General features: G+C 67.4%; 24 protein-coding genes and 1 pseudogene. 21 read left to right on the forward strand and 4 right to left on the reverse strand.

Annotation, left to right across the window (positions count from 1 at the left end):
• The first annotated feature begins 14 nt into the window (after nt 1–14).
• The 4 genes from dnaJ to AC1RLW_RS09870 all read left to right on the forward strand — a co-directional run bounded on the left by dnaJ (nt 15) and on the right by AC1RLW_RS09870 (nt 6,675).
• Entirely contained in the window at nt 15–1,151 is a 1,137-nt protein-coding gene (gene dnaJ / locus AC1RLW_RS09855; RefSeq protein ID WP_493192908.1) for a molecular chaperone DnaJ, read from the forward strand.
• 656 nt (nt 1,152–1,807) lie between these two features.
• A complete protein-coding gene (locus tag AC1RLW_RS09860; RefSeq protein WP_062470701.1) occupies nt 1,808–3,730 on the forward strand; it encodes a PrkA family serine protein kinase in 1,923 nt (640 codons plus the stop codon).
• 81 nt (nt 3,731–3,811) lie between these two features.
• On the forward strand, nt 3,812–5,104 hold the full coding sequence (locus AC1RLW_RS09865; protein ID WP_095744575.1) for a YeaH/YhbH family protein: 1,293 nt from the start codon (nt 3,812–3,814) through the stop codon (nt 5,102–5,104).
• Entirely contained in the window at nt 5,101–6,675 is a 1,575-nt protein-coding gene (locus AC1RLW_RS09870) for a SpoVR family protein (RefSeq protein WP_493192909.1), read from the forward strand. Before AC1RLW_RS09865 ends, AC1RLW_RS09870 begins: the two co-directional genes overlap by 4 nt.
• A 168-nt stretch (nt 6,676–6,843) precedes the next feature.
• Here the strand turns inward: AC1RLW_RS09870 and aroQ are convergent, their stop codons facing one another.
• Together aroQ and AC1RLW_RS09880 are read right to left on the reverse strand one after the other, a co-directional pair.
• Complete coding sequence (aroQ, locus tag AC1RLW_RS09875; RefSeq protein WP_062470706.1) at nt 6,844–7,284, reverse strand: type II 3-dehydroquinate dehydratase; 441 nt, start codon at nt 7,282–7,284, stop codon at nt 6,844–6,846.
• A 47-nt stretch (nt 7,285–7,331) separates the two neighbouring features.
• Nucleotides 7,332–8,330 carry a LysR family transcriptional regulator gene (locus AC1RLW_RS09880; protein ID WP_493193070.1) on the reverse strand — a complete coding sequence of 333 codons (999 nt, stop codon included), beginning with the start codon at nt 8,328–8,330 and terminating at the stop codon, nt 7,332–7,334.
• Between the two features lie 170 nt (nt 8,331–8,500).
• Between AC1RLW_RS09880 and AC1RLW_RS09885 the strand changes: the two genes are divergently transcribed.
• The 10 genes and pseudogenes from AC1RLW_RS09885 (at nt 8,501) to AC1RLW_RS09930 (ending at nt 15,633) form a co-directional block, all read left to right on the forward strand.
• Nucleotides 8,501–9,175, forward strand: coding sequence for a Rieske 2Fe-2S domain-containing protein (locus tag AC1RLW_RS09885; protein ID WP_493192910.1), 675 nt, complete (start codon nt 8,501–8,503; stop codon nt 9,173–9,175).
• Nucleotides 9,176–9,190: 15 nt separating this feature from the next.
• Nucleotides 9,191–10,036 carry an aromatic ring-hydroxylating dioxygenase subunit alpha gene (locus tag AC1RLW_RS09890; RefSeq protein WP_493192911.1) on the forward strand — a complete coding sequence of 282 codons (846 nt, stop codon included), beginning with the start codon at nt 9,191–9,193 and terminating at the stop codon, nt 10,034–10,036.
• Nucleotides 10,033–10,683 carry a glutathione S-transferase family protein gene (locus AC1RLW_RS09895; protein ID WP_493192912.1) on the forward strand — a complete coding sequence of 217 codons (651 nt, stop codon included), beginning with the start codon at nt 10,033–10,035 and terminating at the stop codon, nt 10,681–10,683. Before AC1RLW_RS09890 ends, AC1RLW_RS09895 begins: the two co-directional genes overlap by 4 nt.
• Nucleotides 10,684–10,735: 52 nt before the next feature.
• Complete coding sequence (locus AC1RLW_RS09900) at nt 10,736–11,842, forward strand: S-(hydroxymethyl)glutathione dehydrogenase/class III alcohol dehydrogenase (protein WP_070059685.1); 1,107 nt, start codon at nt 10,736–10,738, stop codon at nt 11,840–11,842.
• A gap of 19 nt (nt 11,843–11,861) precedes the next feature.
• Nucleotides 11,862–12,789 (forward strand): annotated as a pseudogene (locus tag AC1RLW_RS09905) (alpha/beta fold hydrolase).
• Nucleotides 12,786–13,664 carry an S-formylglutathione hydrolase gene (fghA, locus tag AC1RLW_RS09910; protein WP_493192913.1) on the forward strand — a complete coding sequence of 293 codons (879 nt, stop codon included), beginning with the start codon at nt 12,786–12,788 and terminating at the stop codon, nt 13,662–13,664. Before AC1RLW_RS09905 ends, fghA begins: the two are co-directional and overlap by 4 nt.
• Before the next feature lie 46 nt (nt 13,665–13,710).
• Nucleotides 13,711–14,205 (forward strand): GNAT family N-acetyltransferase, encoded by a 495-nt coding sequence (locus AC1RLW_RS09915; RefSeq protein ID WP_255221040.1) that lies wholly within the window; start codon nt 13,711–13,713, stop codon nt 14,203–14,205.
• Between the two features lie 26 nt (nt 14,206–14,231).
• Entirely contained in the window at nt 14,232–14,627 is a 396-nt protein-coding gene (locus AC1RLW_RS09920) for a VOC family protein (RefSeq protein ID WP_235926677.1), read from the forward strand.
• Entirely contained in the window at nt 14,624–15,016 is a 393-nt protein-coding gene (locus AC1RLW_RS09925) for a TfoX/Sxy family protein (RefSeq protein WP_493192914.1), read from the forward strand. The genes AC1RLW_RS09920 and AC1RLW_RS09925 overlap by 4 nt, the downstream gene beginning before the upstream one ends.
• Nucleotides 15,013–15,633, forward strand: coding sequence for a 3'-5' exonuclease (locus AC1RLW_RS09930; protein WP_492729763.1), 621 nt, complete (start codon nt 15,013–15,015; stop codon nt 15,631–15,633). Before AC1RLW_RS09925 ends, AC1RLW_RS09930 begins: the two co-directional genes overlap by 4 nt.
• A 9-nt stretch (nt 15,634–15,642) precedes the next feature.
• On the opposite strand, the gene AC1RLW_RS09935 is transcribed toward AC1RLW_RS09930, so the two are convergent.
• Nucleotides 15,643–16,371: an alpha/beta fold hydrolase gene (locus tag AC1RLW_RS09935; protein WP_493192915.1), complete on the reverse strand. Its 729-nt coding sequence runs from the start codon at nt 16,369–16,371 to the stop codon at nt 15,643–15,645.
• 168 nt (nt 16,372–16,539) lie between these two features.
• Here AC1RLW_RS09935 and AC1RLW_RS09940 point away from each other — a divergent pair, with 168 nt between their 5' ends.
• From AC1RLW_RS09940 to AC1RLW_RS09960, 5 genes are all read left to right on the forward strand, one after another.
• Nucleotides 16,540–16,857: an ArsR/SmtB family transcription factor gene (locus AC1RLW_RS09940; RefSeq protein ID WP_493193071.1), complete on the forward strand. Its 318-nt coding sequence runs from the start codon at nt 16,540–16,542 to the stop codon at nt 16,855–16,857.
• A gap of 304 nt (nt 16,858–17,161) precedes the next feature.
• Complete coding sequence (locus AC1RLW_RS09945; protein ID WP_493192916.1) at nt 17,162–18,448, forward strand: arsenic transporter; 1,287 nt, start codon at nt 17,162–17,164, stop codon at nt 18,446–18,448.
• Between the two features lie 29 nt (nt 18,449–18,477).
• The gene (gene arsC, locus AC1RLW_RS09950) at nt 18,478–18,909 is read left to right on the forward strand and encodes an arsenate reductase (glutaredoxin) (protein ID WP_493192917.1); all 432 of its coding nucleotides are present in this window, start codon (nt 18,478–18,480) and stop codon (nt 18,907–18,909) included.
• Complete coding sequence (gene arsH / locus AC1RLW_RS09955) at nt 18,893–19,612, forward strand: arsenical resistance protein ArsH (protein ID WP_493192918.1); 720 nt, start codon at nt 18,893–18,895, stop codon at nt 19,610–19,612. The genes arsC and arsH overlap by 17 nt, the downstream gene beginning before the upstream one ends.
• Nucleotides 19,613–19,760: 148 nt before the next feature.
• A complete protein-coding gene (locus AC1RLW_RS09960) occupies nt 19,761–20,786 on the forward strand; it encodes an AraC family transcriptional regulator (RefSeq protein ID WP_493192919.1) in 1,026 nt (341 codons plus the stop codon).
• Nucleotides 20,787–20,796: 10 nt separating this feature from the next.
• Here AC1RLW_RS09960 and AC1RLW_RS09965 read toward each other — a convergent pair whose 3' ends face one another.
• Nucleotides 20,797–21,984 (reverse strand): ABC transporter substrate-binding protein, encoded by a 1,188-nt coding sequence (locus AC1RLW_RS09965; RefSeq protein ID WP_095950622.1) that lies wholly within the window; start codon nt 21,982–21,984, stop codon nt 20,797–20,799.
• A 186-nt stretch (nt 21,985–22,170) separates the two neighbouring features.
• Between AC1RLW_RS09965 and AC1RLW_RS09970 the strand changes: the two genes are divergently transcribed.
• Nucleotides 22,171–23,433, forward strand: coding sequence for a dienelactone hydrolase family protein (locus tag AC1RLW_RS09970; RefSeq protein ID WP_493192920.1), 1,263 nt, complete (start codon nt 22,171–22,173; stop codon nt 23,431–23,433).
• A complete protein-coding gene (locus AC1RLW_RS09975) occupies nt 23,430–24,395 on the forward strand; it encodes a PDR/VanB family oxidoreductase (protein WP_493192921.1) in 966 nt (321 codons plus the stop codon). The genes AC1RLW_RS09970 and AC1RLW_RS09975 overlap by 4 nt, the downstream gene beginning before the upstream one ends.
• Nucleotides 24,396–24,414: the final 19 nt, after the last annotated feature.

Raw genomic sequence — 24,414 nt, forward strand, 5'->3', positions numbered from 1 at the left:
CCGAATCTGCTGCCATGGCCACCAAACGCGACTACTACGAAACCCTCGGCGTTCCCAAGAACGCGAACGAGGACGAAATCAAGAAGGCTTATCGCAAGCTTGCGATGAAGCACCACCCCGACCGCAACCACGGCGACACCAGCAAGGACGCCGAGGCCAAGTTCAAGGAGGTGAAGGAGGCCTACGAGATGCTGTCGGACGGCCAGAAGCGCGCGGCCTACGACCAGTACGGCCATGCCGGCGTCGACCCCAACATGCGCGGCGGCCCCGGCGCGGAAGGCTTCGGCGGCTTCGCGGAGGCCTTCGGCGACATCTTCGGCGACGTGTTCGGCGGCGGCCGCGGCCGCACCAGCGGCGGGCGCCAGGTGTTCCGCGGCAGCGACCTGAGCTACGCGATGGAAGTCACGCTCGAGGAAGCCGCCGACGGCAAGGACGCACAGATCCGCATCCCGAGCTGGGACGACTGTGGCACCTGCCACGGCTCCGGCGCCAAGCCCGGCACCAAGCCCATCACCTGCACCACCTGCCACGGCGCGGGCGCCGTGCAGATGCGCCAGGGCTTCTTCAGCGTGCAGCAGACCTGCCCGACCTGCCACGGCAGCGGCAAGATCGTTCCCGAGCCCTGCACCGTGTGCCATGGCCAGGGCAAGATCAAGAACAACAAGACGCTCGAAGTGAAGATTCCGGCCGGCATCGACGACGGCATGCGCATCCGCAGCACCGGCAACGGCGAGCCCGGCACCAACGGCGGGCCGCCCGGCGACCTGTACATCGAGATCCGCCTCAAGAAGCACGACCTGTTCGAACGCGACGGCGACGACCTGCACTGCGTGGTGCCCGTGAGCGTCACCACCGCGGCGCTCGGCGGCGAGATCAACGTGCCTACCCTCAAGGGTGCGGCCGCCATCGACATTCCCGACGGCACCCAGAGCGGCAAGCAGTTCCGCCTGCGCGGCAAGGGCATCAAGGGCGTGCGTTCGAGCTACCCAGGCGACCTGTACTGCCACGTGCGCGTGGAAACGCCCGTGAAGCTCACCGAGCACCAGCGCAAGCTGCTCAAGGAACTCGACGAATCGCTCAAGAAGGGTGGCGAGAAGCACAGCCCGACCGACAAGGGCTGGTTCGACAAGGCCAAGGAATTCTTCAGCTGAAGATGATGCTGACGCGCTGACGGCCTTCGTCAGCGCCGGGCCGACGCCCTGTCGGCCCGAAGCGTGCCCTCTTTCGGCCGCCTCCGCCCTCTGGCGGCGCGCCAGGCACGCGAACGGTGCTCCCCGCACCGTTGCGGAACGCCGCCGACCGGCGCCCGCGTTGTCTTCCCACGTTGCCATGCGCCAGCCACTCGCCACAGGAGTGGCGCGGGGATTGCTTTAATGTTTTTTTGGATATGCAATAAACCAAACGACAGGTCGCGCGTTATTGCTGAAAGGCATCGGCTTTATTGAACCCGGGTTCAATTAGGAAAGGTGTTCGCCACAGAATTTCAATGAGGACGATAGCCATTCGGCATAGTTATTTCATCCGGGGACAATTACGCGAGCGCGAGCTTTTCAATTTAACAGAAACTCGAATAGAAGTTCCTTGTTTTCCGAGGAACTTTACTCGGCAGAGGGGTTCAGAATAAATAAAACATTTGCCTGGTTCTTTCTTTGCTTTATGCTGATTGAACCGATTGTGTAGATAGTGTGTAAGGGAGTTTTCCACGGCATACGGCCATGGGCGGGGCCCCTCTTCCAAGAGGAGCGACGCAGTCTCTGGCTGTAGGCATCGGGGTCAAAAGCCCCGCCGACCTGAAGGAGGCGCGACCATGGACGTGATCAGCAACTTTGCAGCCCGCTACGAACGCACCCGCGAGGAAGTTCTCTCGCTGCAGGAATATCTGGATATCTGCAAACGCGATCCGACGGCATATGCAACGGCCTCCGAACGAATGCTCCAGGCCATTGGCGAGCCGGAACTGGTAGATACCCGCAATGACCCCCGTCTTTCGCGGATCTTCGCGAACAAGGTCATCAAGATCTATCCGGCGTTCAAGGAGTTCTATGGCATGGAAGATGCCATCGAGCAGGTGGTGTCCTATTTCCGCCACGCCGCGCAGGGACTCGAAGAAAAGAAGCAAATCCTTTACCTGCTGGGGCCCGTCGGCGGCGGCAAGAGCTCGATCGCCGAGCGCCTGAAGCAGCTCATGGAGCACGTGCCCTTCTATGCGATCCACGGCTCCCCGGTGAACGAATCGCCCCTCGGGCTGTTCGACACCCTCGAAGACGGCGAGATCCTCGAAAAAGAGTACGGCATCCCCGTGCGCTACCTGAACCGCATCCTGTCGCCCTGGGCCGTGAAGCGGCTCGAGGAGTACGGCGGCGACATCCGCCAGTTCAAGGTGGTCAAGCGCTACCCCTCGGTGCTGCGCCAGATCGCGGTCGCCAAGACCGAGCCCGGCGACGAGAACAACCAGGACATCTCTTCGCTGGTCGGCAAGGTCGACATCCGCAAGCTCGAGACCTACGCCCAGGACGACCCCGACGCGTACGCCTACTCCGGCGGCCTGTGCCTGGCGAACCAGGGCCTGCTCGAGTTCGTGGAAATGTTCAAGGCGCCCATCAAGGTGCTGCACCCACTGCTCACGGCCACGCAGGAAAGCAACTTCAAGGGCACCGAGGGCTTCGGCGCCATTCCCTTCGACGGCATCGTGCTGGCCCACAGCAACGAGAGCGAATGGAAGGCGTTCCGCAACAACAAGAACAACGAGGCTTTCCTCGACCGGATCTACATCGTCAAGGTGCCGTACTGCCTGCGTGCCTCCGAAGAGATCAAGATCTACGAGAAGCTCGTGCGCAACTCCTCGCTGGCCAAGGCCCCGTGCGCGCCCGGCACCTTGCGCATGATGGCGCAGCTGTCGGTGCTCACGCGCCTGAAGGAGCCCGAGAACTCGAGCACCTTCAGCAAGATGCAGGTCTACGACGGCGAAAACCTGAAGGACACCGACCCCAAGGCCAAGTCGATCCAGGAGTACCGCGACTACGCGGGCGTCGACGAGGGCATGAGCGGCGTCTCCACGCGCTTCGCCTTCAAGATCATCTCCAAGGTCTTCAACTTCGACAGCACCGAGGTGGCCGCCAACCCGGTGCACCTGATGTATGTGCTCGAACAGCAGATCGAGCGCGAGCAGTTTCCGCCGGAAACCGAGCAGAAGTACATCAGCTACATCAAGGAGCTGCTGGCGCCGCGCTACGCCGAGTTCATCGGCAAGGAAATCCAGACCGCCTACCTGGAGAGCTATAGCGAGTACGGCCAGAACATCTTCGACCGCTACGTGACCTACGCCGACTACTGGATTCAAGACCAGGAGTTCCGCGACGTGGACACCGGCGAAGTGTTCGACCGCGCCTCGCTCAACGGCGAACTCGAGAAGATCGAGCGGCCCGCCGGCATCGGCAACCCGAAGGACTTCCGCAACGAGATCGTCAACTTCGTGCTGCGCGCACGGGCCGGCAACGCGGGGCGCAACCCGGCGTGGACCAGCTACGAGAAGCTGCGCGCAGTCATCGAGAAGAAGATGTTCTCCAACACCGAAGAGCTGCTGCCGGTGATCAGTTTCAACACCAAGAGCAGCGCCGACGAGCAGAAGAAGCACGAAGACTTCGTGACCCGCATGGTCGAGAAGGGCTACACCGCCAAGCAGGTCCGGCTTCTGTGCGAGTGGTACCTGCGGGTGCGCAAGAGTTCATAGCGGACAGCGGGAACAACGGGCGCGTGCGCAGGACCTAACCAGCGCACCGTCCACCGTTTTGCAAGGAGCTTTGAAAACATCGTGGCCATCCTGCAGCAGATCATCGATCGCCGGCTCTCGGGCAAGAACAAGTCCATCGGCAACCGCGAGCGCTTCCTTCGGCGCTACAAGGGCCAGATTCAGGAGGCGGTGCGGCGCGCGGTCAGCGGGCGCAACATCCGCGAGCTGGAGCAAGGCGAAGACGTGACCCTGCCGCGCCACGATGTCTCCGAGCCGGTGTTCGGCCATGCGCGCGGCGGCGACCGCGAGTACGTGCACCCCGGCAACCAGGAATACCTCAAGGGCGACCGCATCGCGCGTCCCGAGGGCCAGGGGGGCGGCGGCTCGGGCAGCGGCGAGGCCAGCGACAGCGGCGAAGGCGAGGACGACTTCGTCTTTCGCCTCACGCGCGAGGAGTTCATGCGCGTCTTCTTCGACGACCTTGCGCTGCCCCACCTCGTGCGCACCCAGATCGCCGAAGTGCCCGAGTGGAAGAGCCACCGCGCCGGCTTCACCAGCGACGGCTCGCCCAACAACCTGCACGTGGTGCGCTCGATGCGCGGTGCGCTCGCGCGGCGCATTGCATTGGGCGGCGAACCGCGCAAGGAACTCAAGCGCCTGGAGGCGCACCTTCTGGTCCTGAAAGCGCATCCACAGGTCGAGACCGCACTGATCCAGAAGGAAATCCGCGAGACCGAGGACCTCATCGCCGAGCTGCGCCGCACCATGCGGCATGTGCCCTACATCGACCCGATCGACCTTCGCTACCGCAACCGCGTGAAGACGCCCGTGCCCAGCGCCAAGGCCGTGATGTTCTGCCTCATGGACGTGTCGGGCTCGATGGACGAGGCGCGCAAGGACATGGCCAAGCGTTTCTTCATGCTCCTGTACCTGTTCCTCACGCGGCACTACGAACGCATCGACCTCGTGTTCTTGCGCCACCACACGCAGGCGCAGGAAGTGACCGAAGAAGAGTTCTTCCACGCCACCGAGACCGGCGGCACCGTGGTGTCGAGCGCACTGGTGCTCATGGACGAGATCATCAAGGCCCGCTACGCCAGCGGCGAATGGAACGTGTACGGCGCCCAGGCCAGCGACGGCGACAACTGGCACCAGGACAGCGGCCGCTGCCGCGAACTGCTGGTCGACAACATCCTGCCCGTGGTGCGCTACTACGCCTACGTGCAGGTGGCCGAGACCGAGCAGAACCTGTGGCAGGAGTACCAGCAGCTCGAAGGCGTGGCGCCCAACTTCGCCATGCGCAAGGTATCGGACGCGCAGGACATCTACCCGGTGTTCCGCGACCTGTTCAAGAAGGAAGGGGTGCCCACATGATCACCACCGAACGCCCTCCCGGAGCCCCTGTCCTGCCGCGCAGCACCGACCTGCCCACCTCCCGCCTCGAACGCCTGCCCAGCCCGTCCGACTGGACCTTCGAGCTCATCGAGACGTACCACACCGAGATCGCCAAGACCGCGAAGAGCTTCGGCCTGGACACCTACCCGAACCAGCTCGAGGTGATCACGGCCGAGCAGATGATGGACGCCTACGCCAGCGTGGGCATGCCCATGATCTACAGGCACTGGTCGTACGGCAAGCAGTTCATCTCCACCGAGAAGAACTACAAGCGCGGCCACATGGGGCTGGCCTACGAGATCGTCATCAACTCCGATCCGTGCATTGCCTACCTCATGGAAGAAAACACCATGGCCATGCAGGCCCTGGTGATCGCGCATGCGGCCTACGGGCACAACAGCTTCTTCAAGGGCAACTACCTGTTCCGCATGTGGACCGACGCGTCGTCGATCATCGACTACCTCGTCTATGCGCGGCACTACATCGCCGAGTGCGAGGAACGCCACGGCCTCGATGCGGTGGAAGACCTGCTCGACTCCTGCCATGCGCTCATGAACTACGGCGTCGACCGCTACCGCCGTCCGCAGAAGCGTTCGCTGGCGCAAGAGAGCGCGCAGCGCACCGACCGCGAGCGCCACATGCAGCAGCAGGTGAACGACCTGTGGCGCACGCTGCCGCGCAAGAGCGAACAGGCGGCCGAGTCGGAAGCCGCGCGCCGCTTTCCGCCCGAGCCGCAAGAGAACCTGCTCTATTTCATCGAGAAGAACGCCGCCCTGCTCGAACCGTGGCAACGCGAGGTGGTGCGCATCGTGCGCAAGATCGCGCAGTACTTCTACCCGCAGCGCCAGACCCAGGTCATGAACGAAGGCTGGGCCACCTTCTGGCACTACACGCTGCTCAACACCATGTACGACCGCGGCCAGCTGGACGACGGCTTCATGATGGAATGGCTCAGCTCGCACACCAGCGTGGTGTTCCAGCCGCCCGTGGGCCACCGTGCCTACAGCGGCATCAACCCCTATGCGCTGGGCTTCAAGATGTTCACCGACCTGCGCCGCGTCTGCGAAAAGCCGACCGACGAAGACCGCCGCTGGTTCCCCGACTTCGCGGGCACCGACTGGGTCAAGACGCTCGACTACGCGATGCGCAACTTCAAGGACGAGAGCTTCGTCGGCCAGTTCCTGAGCCCGAAGACGATGCGCGATTTCCGCCTGTTCTCGATCCGCGACTACCAGAGCGAATCGGAGCTCGAGGTGTCGGCCATCCACGACGACAGCGGCTACCAGGCGCTGCGCGAATCGCTGTCACGCCAGTACGACATCGGCAACCGCGAGCCCGACATCCAGGTCTGGAGCGTGGCCACGCGCGGCGACCGCTCGCTCACGCTGCGCCACACGCAGCGCAACAACCTGCCACTGAACGACAACGCCGAAGAAGTGCTGAAGCACGTCGCAAGGCTCTGGGGCTTCGACGTGCACCTGGAAAGCGTCGACAGCGCAGGCCGGGTCAGCCGCAGCTGGAAAGCTGCCGCACCCAAGCAGACCTACTGAGACGCTGCGATACAGAGCGGCTCTTGATCAGCCGTTCGCCCGAAGCGTGCCCCCGTGCGCAGGGCACTGGGTGCTTCCCGCAGCGAAATCAAGGAGGAGGGGCGAAGCCCCGGGGGACATTCGCGGAGGGAAGTACCCGGTGTCCTGCGCACGCCCCCGAAGGCAACCTCAGGGAACCAGCGCAGCAATCGCCAGCGTGTACCCCTTCACCCCCAGCCCCACGATGATCCCGCGCGCCGCAGGCGAGATGTACGAGTGGTGGCGAAACTCTTCCCGCGCATGCACGTTCGAGATGTGCAGCTCGATCAGCGGCACGCTCGCCCCCTTGATGGCGTCGTGCAGTGCAATGGATGTGTGGGTGTAGGCCCCCGGGTTCATCACCACGCCCAGCATGTTCCCGGCAGCCACTTCGCGGCCCGCCTCCTGAACCCAGTCGATCAGCACGCCTTCGTGGTTCGACTGGCGGCACTCGATCTCGACACCGAGTTTCGCGCCCGTCTCCTTGCACAGGCGTTCGACGTCGGCGAGCGTGTCGCGGCCGTACTGTTCGGGCTCGCGCGTGCCGAGCAGGTTGAGGTTGGGGCCGTTGAGGACGAGGATTTTCTTCATGATGGATCGGTGAAGGAAGCTGGCAGATGCAGGAAGAAGAAAGCCGATTATGGTCGCGCCGCCGACCGCGCCCGGCGCGCCGAAGACGACACCGCCGCGGTCGAGCCCACGTAGTGGTTGTACGAGCCGATGTCCGCCACGCAGCGCGCCATCAGGTCGACGAAGGCCCGCAGCTTCTGCCCCATGTAGCGCTGCCGCTGGTAGGCGCAGTACAGCCGCCGCGCCTCCGGCGGCCATTGCGGCAGCACCGGCACCAGCACGCCCTGCGCCACCTCGGGCCCGGCGAAGAACACCGGCAGCGGCGCAATGCCCAGGCCGTCGATGCAGAAGGTCTTCATCACCCAGTGGTCGTTGGTCTCGAAGGCCGGCTCCGTGCGCACCACGTGGCGCCCTGAGGCCTGCTGCGACACCAGCCGAAGCGGCGACGGCGGCCCCGAGGGCTCGCGCATCGCGATCATCCGGTGCTGCGCCAGCGCCTCGGGCGTCTGCGGCGTGCCGTGCCGCGCCAGGTACTGCGGGCTGGCGTACAGGCCGTAGGCCAGCCGGCCCAGCAGCTTGGCGACCAGGTCCGGCAGGTCGGGCGGCGCCGAGCCCACATAGCAATCGACCTCGCCGATCTGCGGGGCCTGCGCGCCGTTCGCCACGTCGAGCTGGCAGCGCACGTTCGGGTGCGATTCGAGAAAGATCCGCACCACATGGCAGACGAAGGAGGTGCTGAACTGCGTGTCCGACAGCAGCGTGAGCCGCCCCGACACCCCGCCCGTGAGCTCCTGCACCTCGGTGCGCGCCGTCTCCAGCCGACCGCTGACCTCGCCGAGCAGCCCCTCGCAGCGTGCGAAGAACGCACGCCCGGCCTCCGTGGGCGCGATGCGGCGCGAGCTGCGCAGCAGCAGCTGGGCGCCCAGCAGTTCCTCCAGCCGTGTGAGCTGCCGGCTCAGCGTCGCCTTCGACACGCCCGACAGGCTCTCGGCCTTGGTGAGGCTGCCGCTCTTCATCACGAGCACGAAGGCCTCGACCAGCGCGAGGTCGATGCGCCCCGCCGTCATGGACGCCACCGCCGGGCGGGCCGTCGTTGCAGGAATGAAAAGGAGCGTCTTGGCATGGGGCTTTCATCGGTGCGGCGGACACGCTACGGTAGGCGGCACCGCCGACAAGGGCATGGCCGATGCTATGCCGATTCGCGGCGCCCTTCCCCGCTGCCCCACGATCAAGACCCATGAATCCTTCCGCCACCTGGCACCCCGTCACGCCCTCCGCCGAGGTGCGCGCCGGCGCCAACATCGTCGCCGGCTTTGCGCAAGGCCAGGAGCTCGCGCTGTGGCGCGCGGCCGATGGCTCGCCGCAGGCCTGGGAGAACCGCTGCCCGCACCGCAGCGTGCGCTTCACCCTCGGCCAGGTGACCGGCGGCGACCGCCTGGCCTGCGCCTACCACGGCTGGCAGTACGAGGCCGGCAGTGGCGCCTGCGTTCGCATCCCGGCGCACCCGGCCATGCCGGCGCCGCGCAACGTCTGCGCGAAGGTGTTCGCCACGGCGGATGCCGCGGGCATGCTGTGGGTGCGCCTCGCGGCCGACGGCGCAGATGCGCCGCCCGAGCTGGCCGACGCCGTGCCCGCCGGCTGGCACCTCGCCCGCACGCTGACGCTGCGCGTGGCCGCGTCCGAGGTGCGCGCTGCGCTGGCGCCGCATGGCTTCGCGTCGACAGGAACGCCCGACGCATGGCAAGGCACGCTGGGCGAATCGCCCGTCGCCGCGCTGCTGCTCGACGCGCAACCGCAGCTGAGCTTCCTGCACCTGTGGACCGACGCAGCCCCCGGCGCCGACGCGATGGCCCGGGTGCACCGCGCGGCGCGCCAGCTGCGCAGTGACATCGAAGCCGCTGCATCGCACTGAAAGAAGAAAGAACAAATGCCCTTCGTCACCGACGATCCCAACATGCTCGACGACTGGCTCGTCGTCGGCCCCGCCAGCAGCTTGCCACGAACAACGCGGCTGCTCGGCGACACCCTGCATCTGCACACCGACGCCGACGGCACGCCGCACGCCCTGCTCGGCACCGACACGCTGACCGTGCAGTCGCGCTACGGCTGCCTCTGGGTCTGCCCCAGCGGCCGCCCGGCGCGCCCGCTGTTCGCCTTCCCCGAGTACGACGAACCCGGCCGCCGCATCGTCGATTGCGGCGGGCTCGGCGTGGCCGTGTCGGGCCTGCGCGTGATCGAGAACTTCCTGGACATGGCGCACTTCCCCTTCGTACACCCCGACTACCTCGGCAAGGTGCCGCACACCGAGGTGGCCAAGTACAACGTCGAGGTCGACGCCGCCACCGACGAGATCTGGGCCACCGACTGCCGCTTCTGGCAACCCCGCGCCTCGGCCGCCCACGACACGGGCAGCGAGGTGTTCTACAAGTACCGCGTGATGCAGCCCTTCTCGGCCATGCTCTACAAGTCGAGCCACCGGCCCGACAAGCTCGACGCCATCGGCCTCTTCTTGCAGCCGGTGGACGACGAGCACGTCATCGCCCACACGCTGCTGGCCTACTTCGACGACGTGTCGAGCGACGCCGAGCTCATCGCCTTCCAGCACACGATCTTCGGGCAGGACAAGCCAATTTTGGAGAACCACGCCTTCAAGCGCATGCCGCTCGAAGGCCGCGCCGAGACGCCCACGCGCGGTGACACCACCTCCGTCACCTACCGCCGCTGGCTGCGCGAGCGCGGCATGCGCTTCGGCACCGCGAGGGCCGCCGCATGACCGTCCAGCTCTACGACTACCCGCTCTCGGGCAACTGCTTCAAGGTACGGCAGATGCTGCTGTGGCTCAGCGTGGACCATGCGAGCGTGCCGGTCGATTTCCATCCGGGCCGCGAACACAAGTCCGCACGATTCCTCGCGCAGATCAACCCGCTCGGCCAGCTCCCCGTGATCGACGACGAAGGCTTCGTGCTGCGCGACGCGCAGGCCATCCTGGTCTACCTCGCGAGCCGCTACGACGACGCACGGCAGCGCTGGTACCCTGCCGACCCGAAGCTGCGCGGCCAGGTCGCGATGTGGCTCGCCATGGCCGACGAGATCACGCGCACCGCCTCGGCTGCCCGGCTGCACGACGCGCTGGGCTACACGCACCTGGACATCGACGCCTGCCGGCGCGGCGCGCGCGCGGCCTTCCGCGTGCTCGACGACCACCTGGCCGAGCAGCACGCCGCCACCGGCCTGCGCTGGCTCGTGGCCGCGCCCGAGCCGACCATTGCCGACCTCGCCTGCTTTCCGTACGTGGCACTGGCGGGCGAAGGCGGCATCTCGCTCGACGAGTTTCCCGCGCTGCGCCGCTGGGTCTGGGACTTTCGTCACCTGCCGGGCTTTGTGGGCATGTCGGGTATCTTCCCGGCTGGCTCCGCCTGAAGGCTCGCCTGAGTATCCTTGTCCCCTTCCGCTCTCTGAAGAACCGAATCCCATGAAAACCAAAGCCGCCGTCGCCTGGCAAGCAGGCCAACCCCTGACCATCGAAACCGTGGACCTCCAGGGCCCCAAGTTCGGTGAAGTGCTGGTCGAGATCAAGGCCACCGGCATCTGCCACACCGACTACTACACGCTCTCGGGCGCCGACCCCGAAGGCATCTTCCCCGCCATCCTGGGCCATGAAGGCGCGGGCATCGTGGTCGACGTCGGCCCCGGCGTCACCACGCTGAAAAAGGGCGACCACGTCATTCCGCTGTACACGCCCGAATGCCGGCAGTGCAAGTTCTGCCTGAGCCGCAAGACCAACCTGTGCCAGCTGATCCGCGGCACGCAGGGCAAGGGCCTGATGCCCGACGCCACCAGCCGCTTCAGCCTCGACGGCAAGCCCATCTTCCACTACATGGGCACCAGCACCTTCAGCAACTACACGGTCGCGCCCGAGATCTCGCTGGCCAAGATCCGCGAAGACGCGCCCTTCGACAAGGTCTGCTACATCGGCTGCGGCGTCACCACCGGCATCGGTGCGGTGATCTTCACGGCCAAGGTCGAAGCCGGCGCGAACGTCGTGGTGTTCGGCCTGGGCGGCATCGGCCTGAACGTGATCCAGGGCGCCAAGATGGTGGGCGCCGACAAGATCATCGGCGTGGACCTGAACCCCGAGCGCGAGGCGATGGCCCGCCAGTTCGGCATGACGCACTTCATCAACCCCAAGACCACCGAGAACGTGGTCGACGCCATCGTGCAGCTGACCGACGGCGGCGCCGACTACAGCTTCGAGTGCATCGGCAACACGCAGGTGATGCGCCAGGCGCTCGAGTGCACGCACAAGGGCTGGGGCCGCAGCATCATCATCGGCGTGGCCGAGGCCGGCGCCGAGATCAGCACGCGCCCGTTCCAGCTGGTCACGGGCCGCAAGTGGGAGGGCTCGGCCTTCGGCGGCGCGCGCGGGCGCACCGACGTGCCGAAGATCGTCGATTGGTACATGGAAGGCAAGATCAACATCGACGACCTGATCACGCACACCATGCCGCTGGAAGACATCAACAAGGGCTTCGACCTGATGAAGCGCGGCGAGTCCATTCGCGGCGTGGTCTTGTACTGAGCCCGAGGAGGCGCCCGCCATGAACCGCATGGAACCCCTGCGCAGAATCGAAGCGGGCGTCCTCGAAGTCGCCTATTACGAAGCCGGCCCCGCCGACGGCCCACCCGTGCTGCTGATGCACGGCTTTCCATACGACATTCACACTTACGCCGAGGTTGCGCCGATGCTGGCCGCCCAAGGCTGCCGCGTGATCGTGCCGTACATGCGCGGTTACGGCGCCACGCGCTTCCTGAGTGACGCCACGCCGCGCTCGGGCGAACAGGCGGCCTTCGGCGCCGACCTGCTCGCGCTGCTCGACGCGCTGAAGATCGAGCGCGCCGTGCTGGCCGGCTACGACTGGGGCGGCCGTGCCGCCTGCGTCGTGGCGGCGCTGTGGCCCGAACGCTGCGCCGGGCTGGTCTCGCTCAACAGCTACAACATCCAGAACATCGCCAAGGCGATGGAGCCGGACACCGCAGAGAACGAGCACAGCCTCTGGTACCAGTACTACTTCCACAGCGAACGCGGCCGCGCCGGCCTCGCGAAGGACCGCAAGGCCCTCACGAAGCTGCTGTGGCAGCTGTGGTCGCCGACCTGGCGCTTCGACGACGCCACCTTCGAACGCAGCGCCGCCGCCTTCGACCACCCCGACTTCGTGGACGTGGTGATCCATTCGTACCGCCACCGCTTCGGCCTCGTGCCCGGCGACCCGGCGTATGCCGACATCGAACGCCGCCGCCGCGCAGCCGACGATCACCGTGCCCGCCATCACCTTCGACGGCATCGACGACGGCGTGCGACCGCCCGCCGACGCCTCGGCCCACGCGCACCGCTTCAGCGGACCGCGTTCGCACCGCCTCGTGCCCGGCGCGGGCCACAACCTGCCGCAGGAAGCGCCCCGCACCTTCGCGGACGCCGTGCTTGAACTCGTGCCCGCGCTGCGCAGCCAGACGACCTCCTCTTCATGACCGACACCACCCCGACACTTCTTTCCGAACACCACGCCTTCGGCGGCGTGCAGCGCTTCGTCGAGCACCGCTCGCACGAAATCGGCCTGCCGATGCGCTTCTCGGTCTACCTGCCGCCGCAGGCCGCGCACACGCGCGTGCCCGCCCTGCTCTACCTTGCCGGCCTGACCTGCAACGAGGAGACCTTCGCGGTGAAGGCCGGCGCGCAGCGCATGGCCGCGAGCCTGGGCGTTGCGCTCATCGCGCCCGACACCAGCCCGCGCGGCACCGAACCCGAAAGCCTGCCGGGCGCGAAAGACAGTTGGGACTTCGGCATCGGCGCCGGCTTCTACCTCGACGCCACCGCCGAGCCTTGGGCCACGCACTGGCGCATGGAAAGCTGGATCGTGCACGAGCTGCTGCCGCTGGTGGCCCGCCACTTTCCCATCGACGGCGAGCGCATCGGCATCTTCGGCCACTCGATGGGCGGCCACGGCGCGCTCACGCTGGCGCTGCGGCACCCGGGGCGCTTCAAGTCGCTCTCGGCCTTCGCGCCGATCTGCGCGCCCACCCAGTGCCCGTGGGGCCAGAAGGCCTTCGCCGGCTACCTGGGCGAACCCGGCGACGACCGCGCGCAATGGCTCGCGCACGACGCCAGCGCGCTGATGCAATCGCAGACCGTGGCGCCCTATCCGCAGGGCATCCTCATCGACCAGGGCCTGGCCGACAAATTCCTCGCCGAGCAGCTGCACCCCGAGGTCTTCGAGGCCGCCTGCTTCGCCGCCGGCCAGCCGCTCACGCTGCGCCGCCACGCGGGCTACGACCACGGCTACTACTTCATCCAGAGCTTCATGGCGGACCACATCGCGCACCACGCGCAGACGCTGAACGGCTGACCACAAAGGGGTGCGGTCCGCACCCGGCGTGGCTATCATGGTCCGCATGTCCGCCGCCCAGATTCCTGCCTTCCAGCTGCGCTCGCGCGATGGCGGCGCCGAAGAGAACATGGTGCTCGCGGGCATCTGGCGCCGCGCCTGGGTGTCGGCCAACCGCAGCGCCGTCCACGTCGAGCCCATCGGCCACTGGCTGCGGCGTGTGCAGACCGAATTCATCCCACCCGCCGACGTGGTGCTGGCCGAACGCGACGGCCAGGTGCTGGCCTTCATGGTGCTGCTCACGGCGCGCGAGTACGTGGCCCAGCTGTTCGTCGAACCGCACCTGCGCAGCCAGGGCCTCGGCAAGGCGCTGCTCGACGAGGCCTGCGTGCGCATGCCGCATGGCTGGCGGCTGCATGTGGCCGTCACCAACACCGAGGCGCAGCGCTTCTACGAACGCTACGGCCTCGTGCGCGGCGTGGTCGACCGCCACCCGGGCAGCGGGCGCGAACGCATCGCCTACCATTGGTCGCCCAGCCGCGCGCCCTGGCGCACGGGCTGACACCCTTCGCACCTCCTTCCTGCCCCATGCGCATCCGCATCGACCACATCGCCCTCTGGACCACCGACCTCGAACGCTGCAAGCGCTTCTACGTCGACTACTTCGGCGCCACCGCCGGCGCCGGCTACGTCAACCCGGCCAAGGGCTTCGCCTCGTGCTTCCTGAGCCTGGGCGACGGCGCGCGCATCGAGGCCATGACCACCAGCACCCTCTCGCCCGTGGTCGCCGAGGCCGGCGCGCAGCGCATGGGCTGGACGCACCTGGCGATCTCGGTCGGCTCCGACGCCGAGGTCGATGCGCTCACGCAGCGGCTGAAGGCCGACGGCTACCCGCTGCTCGACGGCCCGCGCCGCACCGGCGACGGCTACTACGAGAGCGTAGTGCTCGACCCGGACGGCAACCGCATCGAGATCACGTCATGAGCGTCTTTGTTCAAAGCCTGCACGAGACCTTCGAGCGCCTCGGCCGCATCGAGACCCGCCGCATGTTCGGCGGCCACGGCGTGTGGCACGAGGGCCGCATGATCGCGCTCGTCGCCAAGGACACGCTGTACCTCAAGGCCGATGCCGGCAGCGCCGCGCACTTCGACGCGCTGAACCTGCCGCCCTTCACCTACGTGCGCGAAGGCAAGGAGATGCCGATGTCGTACCGGCTGGCGCCGGCCGACCTGTTCGAAGACCGCGAGGAAGCCGCGCGCTGGGGCCGCCTGGCCTACGAGGCCGCACTGCGTTCGGGCCAGCCGCCGAAGCAGAAGAAGCCCAAGCCCAAACCCAAGACAACCCCCAAGGCCGCGAAAGCGAAGACCCGGTGAACGCTCCTCACACCAACAGCCACCGGCTTCCGCCCCTTCCCGAACGCGAACAGATCGCGCTGCTCGACCCCTTCGACAGCCTCGACCTGAAAGACATCGTGGTCGTCAGCTCGCTGGCCGAAGCCGAGCGCGCCGCCGATGAATTGCTCGACGCCGGCGTGGCGGGCTTCGACACCGAGTCGCGCCCCACCTTCGCGAAGAACGAAGTGTCGACCGGCCCGCACGTGGTGCAGTTCGCCACGCGCGACACAGCCTGGCTGTTCCAGCTGCACCGCGACGAATGCAACCCCGTGGTCGCGGGCCTGCTCGCGTCCACCGAACTGCGCAAGGTCGGCTTCGGCCTTTCGAGCGACCTGTCGCTGATCCGCCTGCGGCTGGCGATTGCGCCGCAGGCCGTGTTCGACATCGACGACGAATTCCGCCGGCGCGGCTACCGCCGCTCGGTGGGCGTGAAGACGGCGGTGGCGCTGATGTTCAACCGCCGCTTCGCCAAGTCGCGCAAGGCGACCACCTCGAACTGGGCGCACAAGCAGCTCACCGAATCGCAGATCCGCTACGCGGCCAACGACGCCTATGCGTCGCTGCGCGTGTTCGACGCGCTCTTTCCCAACGGCTGAAGTCTTCCGTCAGTCGCGCCCTGCTTCAAGAATCGCCTGCGCCAGCCGCTGTGGGTTCGAGAAGAACATCTCGTGGCTGCCAGGGCACTCCACGAGCCGGAACAACCCCAGCCGCTCCGACAGCCGCGGATGCCACGGCAGGCTGTGCGGCAGCGCCGTGTCCTGCTGGCAGTTGACGTACGACTTGCCCAGCGCCAGCGCCGCCAGCGGCTGCTTCAGCTGGATCTTGTCGGTGAAGGTGCGGTACGGATGCGGGTTGAGCTTGTCGTAGGCGGACTGCGCCAGCGCCAGGTCGGCGTCGTTGATGAAGGCCTCGCGCCAGATCTCGAAGGGCAGCGTCACGGCGTTGTTGTTGGCCGCAGCCACCGCGTCGAACATGGTCACGTAATGCGGCGGCACCATGTCGTTGAGCGCTTCGCCATCGAGCGGCACGAAGGCGTTGATGTAGACCAGCCGCCGCAGCCGCGCCGCGATGCGGTCGGCCACGCCCGAGATCACCATGCCGCCGTAGCTGTGGCCCACGAGCCGCACCTGCGTGAGGTCCTTGCTCTCGATGAAGCGGACCACCGAGGCGATGGCGTCGGCCAGACCCGTGCCCGCGCGGTCGTCGCTGGGGTTGTTGCCTGCCACGGTAGGGCAATGCACGGTGTGGCCGGCCGCGCGCAGGCCGTCGGCCACGGCCTCCATTTCGGCGCCGGTGTGCCAGGCGCCGTGAACCAGAACATAGGTGTCGGACATGGGTGTCTCCTTCGTTGGATGCGTCATTGGGGAATGGACCGAGGGCGACTGTAGAAAAAGCGGTACGTCGTGGATGGCCGTTGCCTGCCAGGGCGATGGCCGATTCGTGCCACCGGTCTTTTTGCGCCGCGGGTTGCCTCGATTCAATAATTCAAAGATACTTGAATGATGGAAGAAAACGATGTGGTCCGCGCCTTGGGCGCACTCGCGCAACCCGTGCGCCTGCGGGTGTTCCGTGCCTTGGTGGTGGCGGGGCCCGACGGGCTGACGCCGGGTGCGCTGACCGAAGCGCTAGAGGTGTCAGCCACGGGGCTGTCCTTTCACCTCAAGGAGCTGGTGAACGCGAGCCTCGTTTCGCAGGAGCGCCAGGGACGCAACCTCATCTACCGCGCATCGTTCGACCGGATGAACGGGCTGCTCGGCTACCTCACCGAGAACTGCTGCCAGGGGGAAGCCTGTCTTCCGGCGACCACCTGCGACTGCTGACCATGAAAGCTTGTGCTGTTGCACGCGGAGTGCGTGTGCTCTGGCGTGCTCCCGCCGATGGGGCACCTTGCTCCGCGAATGTCCCCCGGGGCTTCGCCCCTCCTCCTTTATTTCGCTGCGCAAGGCACCCCATCGACGTGAGCGTGTTCAGAGCGGTCGTTGATCCGCTGCACACCAGCACCGCGCCCCGTGCGCAGGACACCGGGTGCTTCCCGCAGCGAAATCAAGGAGGAGCCCGAAGGGCGGGGGACATTCGCGGAGGGAAGTACCCGGTGGCCTGTGCACACCCCCTGAACAGAAGAACATGACCACCGCCCTCCTCATCTTCGCCGGCACATTGCTGCTCGTCATCTGGCAACCACGCGGCCTCGGCATCGGCTGGAGCGCCTCGCTGGGCGCCGTCATCGCCCTGCTCCTCGGCGTGGTGCAGCTCACCGACATCCCCGTCGTCTGGGCCATCGTCTGGAACGCCACCGCGACCTTCATCGCCGTCATCCTCATCAGCCTGCTGCTCGACGAGGCCGGCTTCTTCGAGTGGGCCGCGCTGCACGTGGCCCGCTGGGGACGCGGCAACGGCCGGCGGCTGTTCGCCTTCATCGTGCTGCTGGGCGCCGCGGTCTCGGCCCTCTTTGCCAACGATGGCGCGGCGCTGATCCTCACGCCCATCGTGATGGCCATGCTCGTGGCACTCGGCTTCACGCCGGCCACCACCCTGGCGTTCGTCATGGCCGCGGGTTTCATCGCCGACACGGCCAGCCTGCCGCTGATCGTGTCGAACCTCGTGAACATCGTGTCGGCCGACTTCTTCGGCATCGGCTTCAACGCATACGCCTCGGTGATGGTGCCGGTCAACGTCGCGGCCGTGCTCGCGAGCCTGGGCGTGCTGCTGTGGTGCTTCCGGCGCGACATTCCCGCCCACTACGACATGGCCCGCCTCAAGAAGCCCGCCGACGCGATCCGCGACCGCGACACCTTCCGCGCCGGCTGGGTCGTGCTCGCGCTGCTGCTCGTGGGCTTCTTCGGCCTGGAGCCGCTGGGCGTGCCGGTGAGTGCCGTGGCCGCCTTCGGCGCGGTGATCCTGCTCGCGGTGGCGGCGCGCGGCCCGGTGATCGGCACGCGCCAGGTGTTGCGCGGCGCGCCCTGGCAGATCGTCGTCTTCTCGCTGGGCATGTACCTCGTGGTCTACGGGCTGCGCAACGCCGGGCTCACCGGCCAGATCGCCACGCTGCTGAACCTGTTCGCGCAAGGCGGCGTCTGGGGCGCGGCCATGGGCACCGGCTTTCTCGCGGCGGTGCTCTCCTCGGTCATGAACAACATGCCGACCGTGCTGGTCGGCGCGCTGTCGATCGAGGCCTCGGGCGCGGTGGGCCTCGTGAAAGAGGCCATGGTCTATGCCAACGTGATCGGCTGCGACCTCGGCCCGAAGATCACGCCCATCGGCAGCCTGGCCACGCTGCTGTGGCTGCACGTGCTCGCGAAGAAGGGCATGACCATCACCTGGGGCCACTACTTCCGCATCGGCATCGTGCTGACCCTGCCCGTGCTGGCCGCGACGCTCGCCGCACTGGCGCTGCGCCTCAGCCTCGGCTGACCCATTTTTTTCTTCTCAACGAACTTGTCATGAGCGACATCACCATCTATCACAACCCCGCCTGCGGCACCTCGCGCAACGTGCTCGCGCTGATCCGCAACACGGGCGATGAGCCCACCGTCATCGAGTACCTGAAGACCCCGCCCGATCGCGCCGCGCTCGCGCAGCTGATCGCGGCGATGGGCGTGCCCGTGCGCGACGTACTGCGCCAGAAGGGCACGCCGTACGACGAGCTGGGCCTGGGCGATCCCAAGTGGAGCGACGAACAGCTCATCGACTTCATGCTGCAGCACCCGATCCTCATCAACCGCCCCATCGTCGTCACGCCGCTGGGCACGCGCCTGTGCCGGCCTTCGGAGGCCGTGCTCGACATCCTGCCCAAGCCGCAGCAAGGCGCCTTCTCCAAGGAAGACGGCGAAGCCGTGATCGACGCGAAAGGCCAGCGTGTCGCCAAGCCCTGACCTGCCACACGTCGACGCCGATGCGTTCCGTGTCCCCCGCCTGCACGAGCTGCTTCCCACCGCACGCGCCACGCACGCACCACGCATCCTGCTGCTGTACGGCTCGCTGCGCGAGCGCTCCTACAGCCGCCTGCTGACCGAAGAGGCCGCGCGCCTGCTGCGCGCGATGGGCGCCGAGCCCCGCATCTACGACCCGCGCGGCCTGCCGCTGCCCGATGGCGAACCCGAAGACCATCCGAAGGTGCAGGAGCTGCGCGATCTCGCGCAGTGGGCCGAGGGCATGGTGTGGACCTCGCCGGAACGCCACGGCGCGATGACCGGGATCATGAAGGCGCAGATCGACTGGATTCCGCTGGCCGTCGGCTCGGTGCGGCCCACGCAGGGCAAGACGCTCGCGGTGATGGAGGTGTCGGGCGGCTCGCAGTCGTTCAACGCGGTGAACCAGCTGCGCGTGCTGGGCCGCTGGATGCGCATGATCACCATCCCCAATCAGTCGTCGGTGGCCAAGGCCTTTCTCGAATTCGACGACGCGGGCCGCATGAAGCCCTCGCCCTACTACGAGCGCGTGGTCGACGTGATGGAAGAGCTGGTGAAGTTCACGCTGCTCACGCGCGACTGCGCGGACCACCTGGTCGATCGCTACAGCGAGCGGCGCGAGAGTGCCGAAGCGCTGTCGAAGCGAGTGAATCTCCGCAGCATCTAGACACAAGCCGGGCAGGCTTCTTGCAACGGGGACGCCCGTTGCCCGGGCAACCCCCATGGCGGCGCGCGGCGCACCCACGTAGATTCCAGCGTACAAAAAAAGCGTCCGCCGCCGTCGCTTTCCCCACTTTGGCCCCGCAGGAGTGTCCATGGACGCATGGTCGAGTCAGCAACTGTCCCCGCTGTACAGGCGCGAGGTCTTCCGCTCGCGCGAGGCCGAAGAAACGCACGCGCGCGTGGCCCATGAGCTGAAGCCGCACCGCAGCGTGTGGCGCTCGGGCGATGTCGATGCGATCTTCTGTCGCGCCGAGATGAGCGCACTGTCGCTGTGCATCCTGCGCTACGGCTGCGACGTCGACATCGAGCCCGACGCGCTCGGCAACTTCGTTCTGGTGCAGATGCCGCTGCGCGGCCGAGCCGACATCCACACCGGCGGACAGACGCTGCAGATCCACCCCGGCCAGGGCGCCATCATTTCCGCCCACAAGCCGGTGCGCCTGCGCTGGCACGCCGACTGCGAACAGCTGATGCTGAAGATCGAACTCAGCCGCCTGCAGGAGGTGGCGCGCCATGCCTTCGCGCTGCGCGGCGGCGACACCGTGGGCGAGATCGATTTCGACATGCCCCTGCGCCTGGACGACGCGGCGGGCACGCAGTGGTGCCGCATGGTGGCGAGCCTGGCCTCGCTGCTGCCGTCCACCGAGTTCGAGCGTTACGACCCGCGCTGGCTCGCGCACTGCGAAGACAACCTCATGCTCTACCTGCTGTGCCACCGGCCGAATTCGGTGCTGCAGCGGCATGCCGACGCGCAGCGCGGCACCGAGGAAACCAGCCTGCGGCAGCTGCGGCGGGCCGAAGAGTTCATGCGCGAACGGCTCGACTCGCTGCTCTCGCTCGAAGAGGTGGCGCAGGCCGCGGGCGTCACGCGCCGCGGCCTCGCCCTGCTCTTCAGGCGCCACCGCGACCTGTCGCCCGGCGAGGTGCTGCGCAACATGCGGCTCGATGCCGCGCACGCACAGCTGACGCGGCACGACGGCGCCAGCGTCACCGAGGTGGCGCTGAACTGCGGCTTCTCGCACCTGAGCCGCTTTGCCGCCTGCTACCGCGAGCGCTTCGGGCAACTGCCGCGCGACACCTCGCGCGACCCCGCGCGGCTGCCCGCCGCGCGGCACTGAACACACCTCCTCAGGACTTCATCGCGCATTGCGCGGCGGTGCGGTCCTGGTAGCGCTCCAGCACGGTGCCGATCACCTTGTTGGCGATGCGCCCGCTGCCGTCCTTGGCGACCACGCGCAGGTAGTAGTTCTGGATCGGGAAGTTGTTCGGCCCGTAGCGGAAATCGCCGCGCACCGACTTGTAGTTGGCCGCCTTGATCGCCTTGAGCAGCGCAGGCTTGTCGGCCACCTTGCCGCCGACATCACGCACGGCCGCATCCATCGCCATGAGCACGTCGTAGGCCTGGCCGGCATAGAACGACGGGTTGCGCCCGTTGTTCTGCTGGCGGAACGCGGCCACGAAGCGCTGGTTGGCTGGGTTGTCGAGGTCGAACGACCAGTGCGCGGTGTTGAAGAGGCCGAGCATCGGCTCGCCGACGGCGGGGATCATGTCCTCGTCGGCCGAGAAGGCGGTGGAGATCAGCGCCACGTCCTTCGACAGCCCCGCGCCGACGAACTGCTTGATGAAGCTCACGCCCATCGCGCCGGGCAGGAAGAAGTACAGCGCATCGGGCTTCGACGCGCGGATCTGCGCCAGCTCCGCCGAATAGTCGAGCTGCCCGAGCTTGGTGTACAGCTCGTCGCCGACGGCGCCCTTGAAGGTGTGCTTGAAGCCGTTGATGGCGTCCTTGCCGCCGGGGTAGCTGGGCGCGATCATCGCGACCTTCTTGAAGCCCTTGTCGCTCGCGAACTTGCCGGCCGACTCGTAGTACGCGTCGTTCGGGTACGAGGCGCCGAAGAAGTACGGGTTGCAGCGCGCGCCCGAGTAGTCGCTCGGGCCGGTGTTGCTCGACAGATAGGGCACCTTGGCGGCGAAGAGCGGTGGGCCGACGGCCAGCGCGACCGACGAGCCGACGGGTCCCGTGAACAAATCGATCTTGTCGCGCAGCAGCATGCGCTCGACCACCTGGCGCGCCATCTCGGGGTTGCCTGCCGTGTCGGCCTCGACGAACTCCACCGGCACGCCGCCGAGCTTGCCGCCCAGCTGCTTCATGGCCACGGCGAAACCGGCCTTGGCCTCGGCGCCGCCGACGGCAAACGGGCCGGACAGGTCCATCGCCAGGCCGACTTTCACGGTCTGTGCCTGCGTGGGTAAAGCCAGCGCGCCCACCAGGACGGTGAGCGCGCACAAGACGGATCGGGGCGTGGCCTGCGACATGAAAGGTCTCCTCGGGGTGAGTTCGTTGAACGTGGGGGGCAGCAAATGCAGGGCGCAGTCTCTGTGCCGCGGCGGCGCCCCGCTATCCGTTTCGTGCGACCGAAACCGCTGCACGAAATGGACAGACAACAGGCCGGCGCGCTCCCCAGAATCGCCGCCGACCCCACCACTTCAAGAGACGAACCGATGAGCGACACCATCGACATCCCGGCCGGCGACGGCACCCAGACCTTTCGCGGCTACCTGGCCCTGCCGGCCTCGGGGCGCGGCCCCGGCATCGTGCTGTGCCAGGAGATCTTCGGCGTCAATGCCTACGTGCGCGAGGTGGCCGACCTCTATGCGCAGGAAGGCTACGTGGTGCTCGCGCCCGACCTGTTCTGGCGCATGGAGCCCGGCGTCGATCTGGGCTACTCGCCCGAAGACTGGCAGCGCGCCTTCGGCTTCTTCCAGAAGTTCGACATCGAAGCCGGCGTGGCCGACGTCACGGCGAGCGTGAAGGCGCTGCGCGCGCACCCGGCCTGCACCGGCAAGGTCGGCGCGCTGGGCTTCTGCCTCGGCGGCAAGCTGGCCTACCTGGCCGCCGCGCATTCGGGCGTGGACGCGGCCGTGGGCTACTACGGCGTGGGCATCGAAGGCGCGCTCGACCTCGTGCCGCAAATCGAATGCCCGATCGCCCTGCACTTCGCGGAGCTCGACCAGTTCTGCCCGCCCGAGGCCCGCGCCCAGGTGCTCGAAGCCTTCGCCGGCCAGCCCGATGCGCAGATGTACGTCTACCCCGGCGTCGACCATGCGTTTGCACGCACCGGCGGCGACCATTTCGACAAGCCCTCCACGCTCATGGCGCACCAGCGCTCGATGGCGCTGTTCAAGGACGCGATCGGCCCGGTGTACGACCTCTCGGCGCTGTGGGACAAGCACTGCGAGTACGAATTCGCCACGCGCGACGTGGTCGCCACCATGGCCACGATGGTGAGCGAGCCCTACGTGAACCACATCCCGACCATGACCGGCGGCGTGGGCGCCAAGGAGCTGTCGCGCTTCTACAAGCACCACTTCATTCCGAGCACGCCGCCCGACACGCGGCTCACGCCCATCTCGCGCACCGTGGGCGCGACGCAGATCGTGGACGAGATGCTGTTCTGCTTCACCCACACGGTCGAGATCGACTGGCTGCTCCCGGGCATCGCGCCCACCGGCAAGCCGGTGGAGATTCCGCTCGTGGCCATCGTGAAGTTCCGCGGCGACAAGCTGTACCACGAGCACATCTACTGGGACCAGGCCAGCGTGCTGGTGCAGATCGGCCTGCTCGATCCGAAGGGCCTGCCCGTGGCCGGCGCCGAGACCGCACGCAAGCTTGTCGACGAAACACAGCCGTCGAACACGCTGATGCCGCGCTGGAAGAAATCGAACGGCCTCACCATCGCCGACCCGGCGCTGCCCCTGGGATGAGCGGCGCCGCCGACATGCTGGCGCTGGTCGTGGACGCGGTCACGCCGCTCACGCCGGCCATCAAGGCCTTCGTGCTGCGCTCGGCGAATGGCGAGCCGCTGCCGCCGTTCACGCCGGGCGCGCACCTGGGCGTGCAGGTGGTGCAGGCCAACGGCCACACGGGTCAGCGCGCGTATTCGCTCGCCAGGCCGCACGACGGCTCCGACCGCTGCGAAATCGCCGTGCTGTGCGAGCCCCAGGGCGCAGGCGGTTCGACCTGGATGCACGCACTGCAACCCGGCGCCGCGCTGACCGCGCACGCGCCGCGCAACGACTTCGCCCTGCACGCGGGCAGCGCGCCGCCGCTGCTCATCGCGGGCGGCATCGGCATCACGCCGCTGCTGTGCATGGCGCGGTCGCTCGCCGCTGAGGCGCGGGCGTTCGACTTCGTCTATGCCACGCGCAGCGAAGAAGCCACGGCCTACCTGCACGAAGTGCGCGCGCTCGGCGGCACGGTGGTGCACGACGGTGGCGACCCCGCACGCGGCCTCGACCTGCGCGCGCTGCTGGCCGCGCCCGTGCCCGGCCGCCACCTGCATGTGTGCGGCCCGCGCGGCATGGTGCAGGCCGTGGTCGACACCGCGCGTGCGCTCGGCTGGCCCGATGACCACGTGCACTTCGAACTCTTCGCCGGCGCCATCGAGCAGGCGGGCGACGCGCCCTTCGAGGTGCGCACGCTGCGCTCGGGCAAGACGCTGACCGTGGCGCCCGACCAGAGCCTGCTCGACGTGCTCATCGCCGCCGGCCTGGACCCGCTGTACGACTGCCGCCAGGGCGACTGCGGCGTGTGCGTGGTGGACGTGGTCGAGGGCGTGCCCGACCACCGCGACCACAACCTCAGTCCGCGCGAGAAGGCGGACGGCAAGACCCTGTGCACCTGCGTGTCGCGCGCCAAGACGCCGCACCTGGTGCTCGACATCTGATGACGTTTCAGGAGACCCA

It is taken from the genome of Variovorax sp. GW822-FHT04A09 (genome assembly GCF_058801005.1).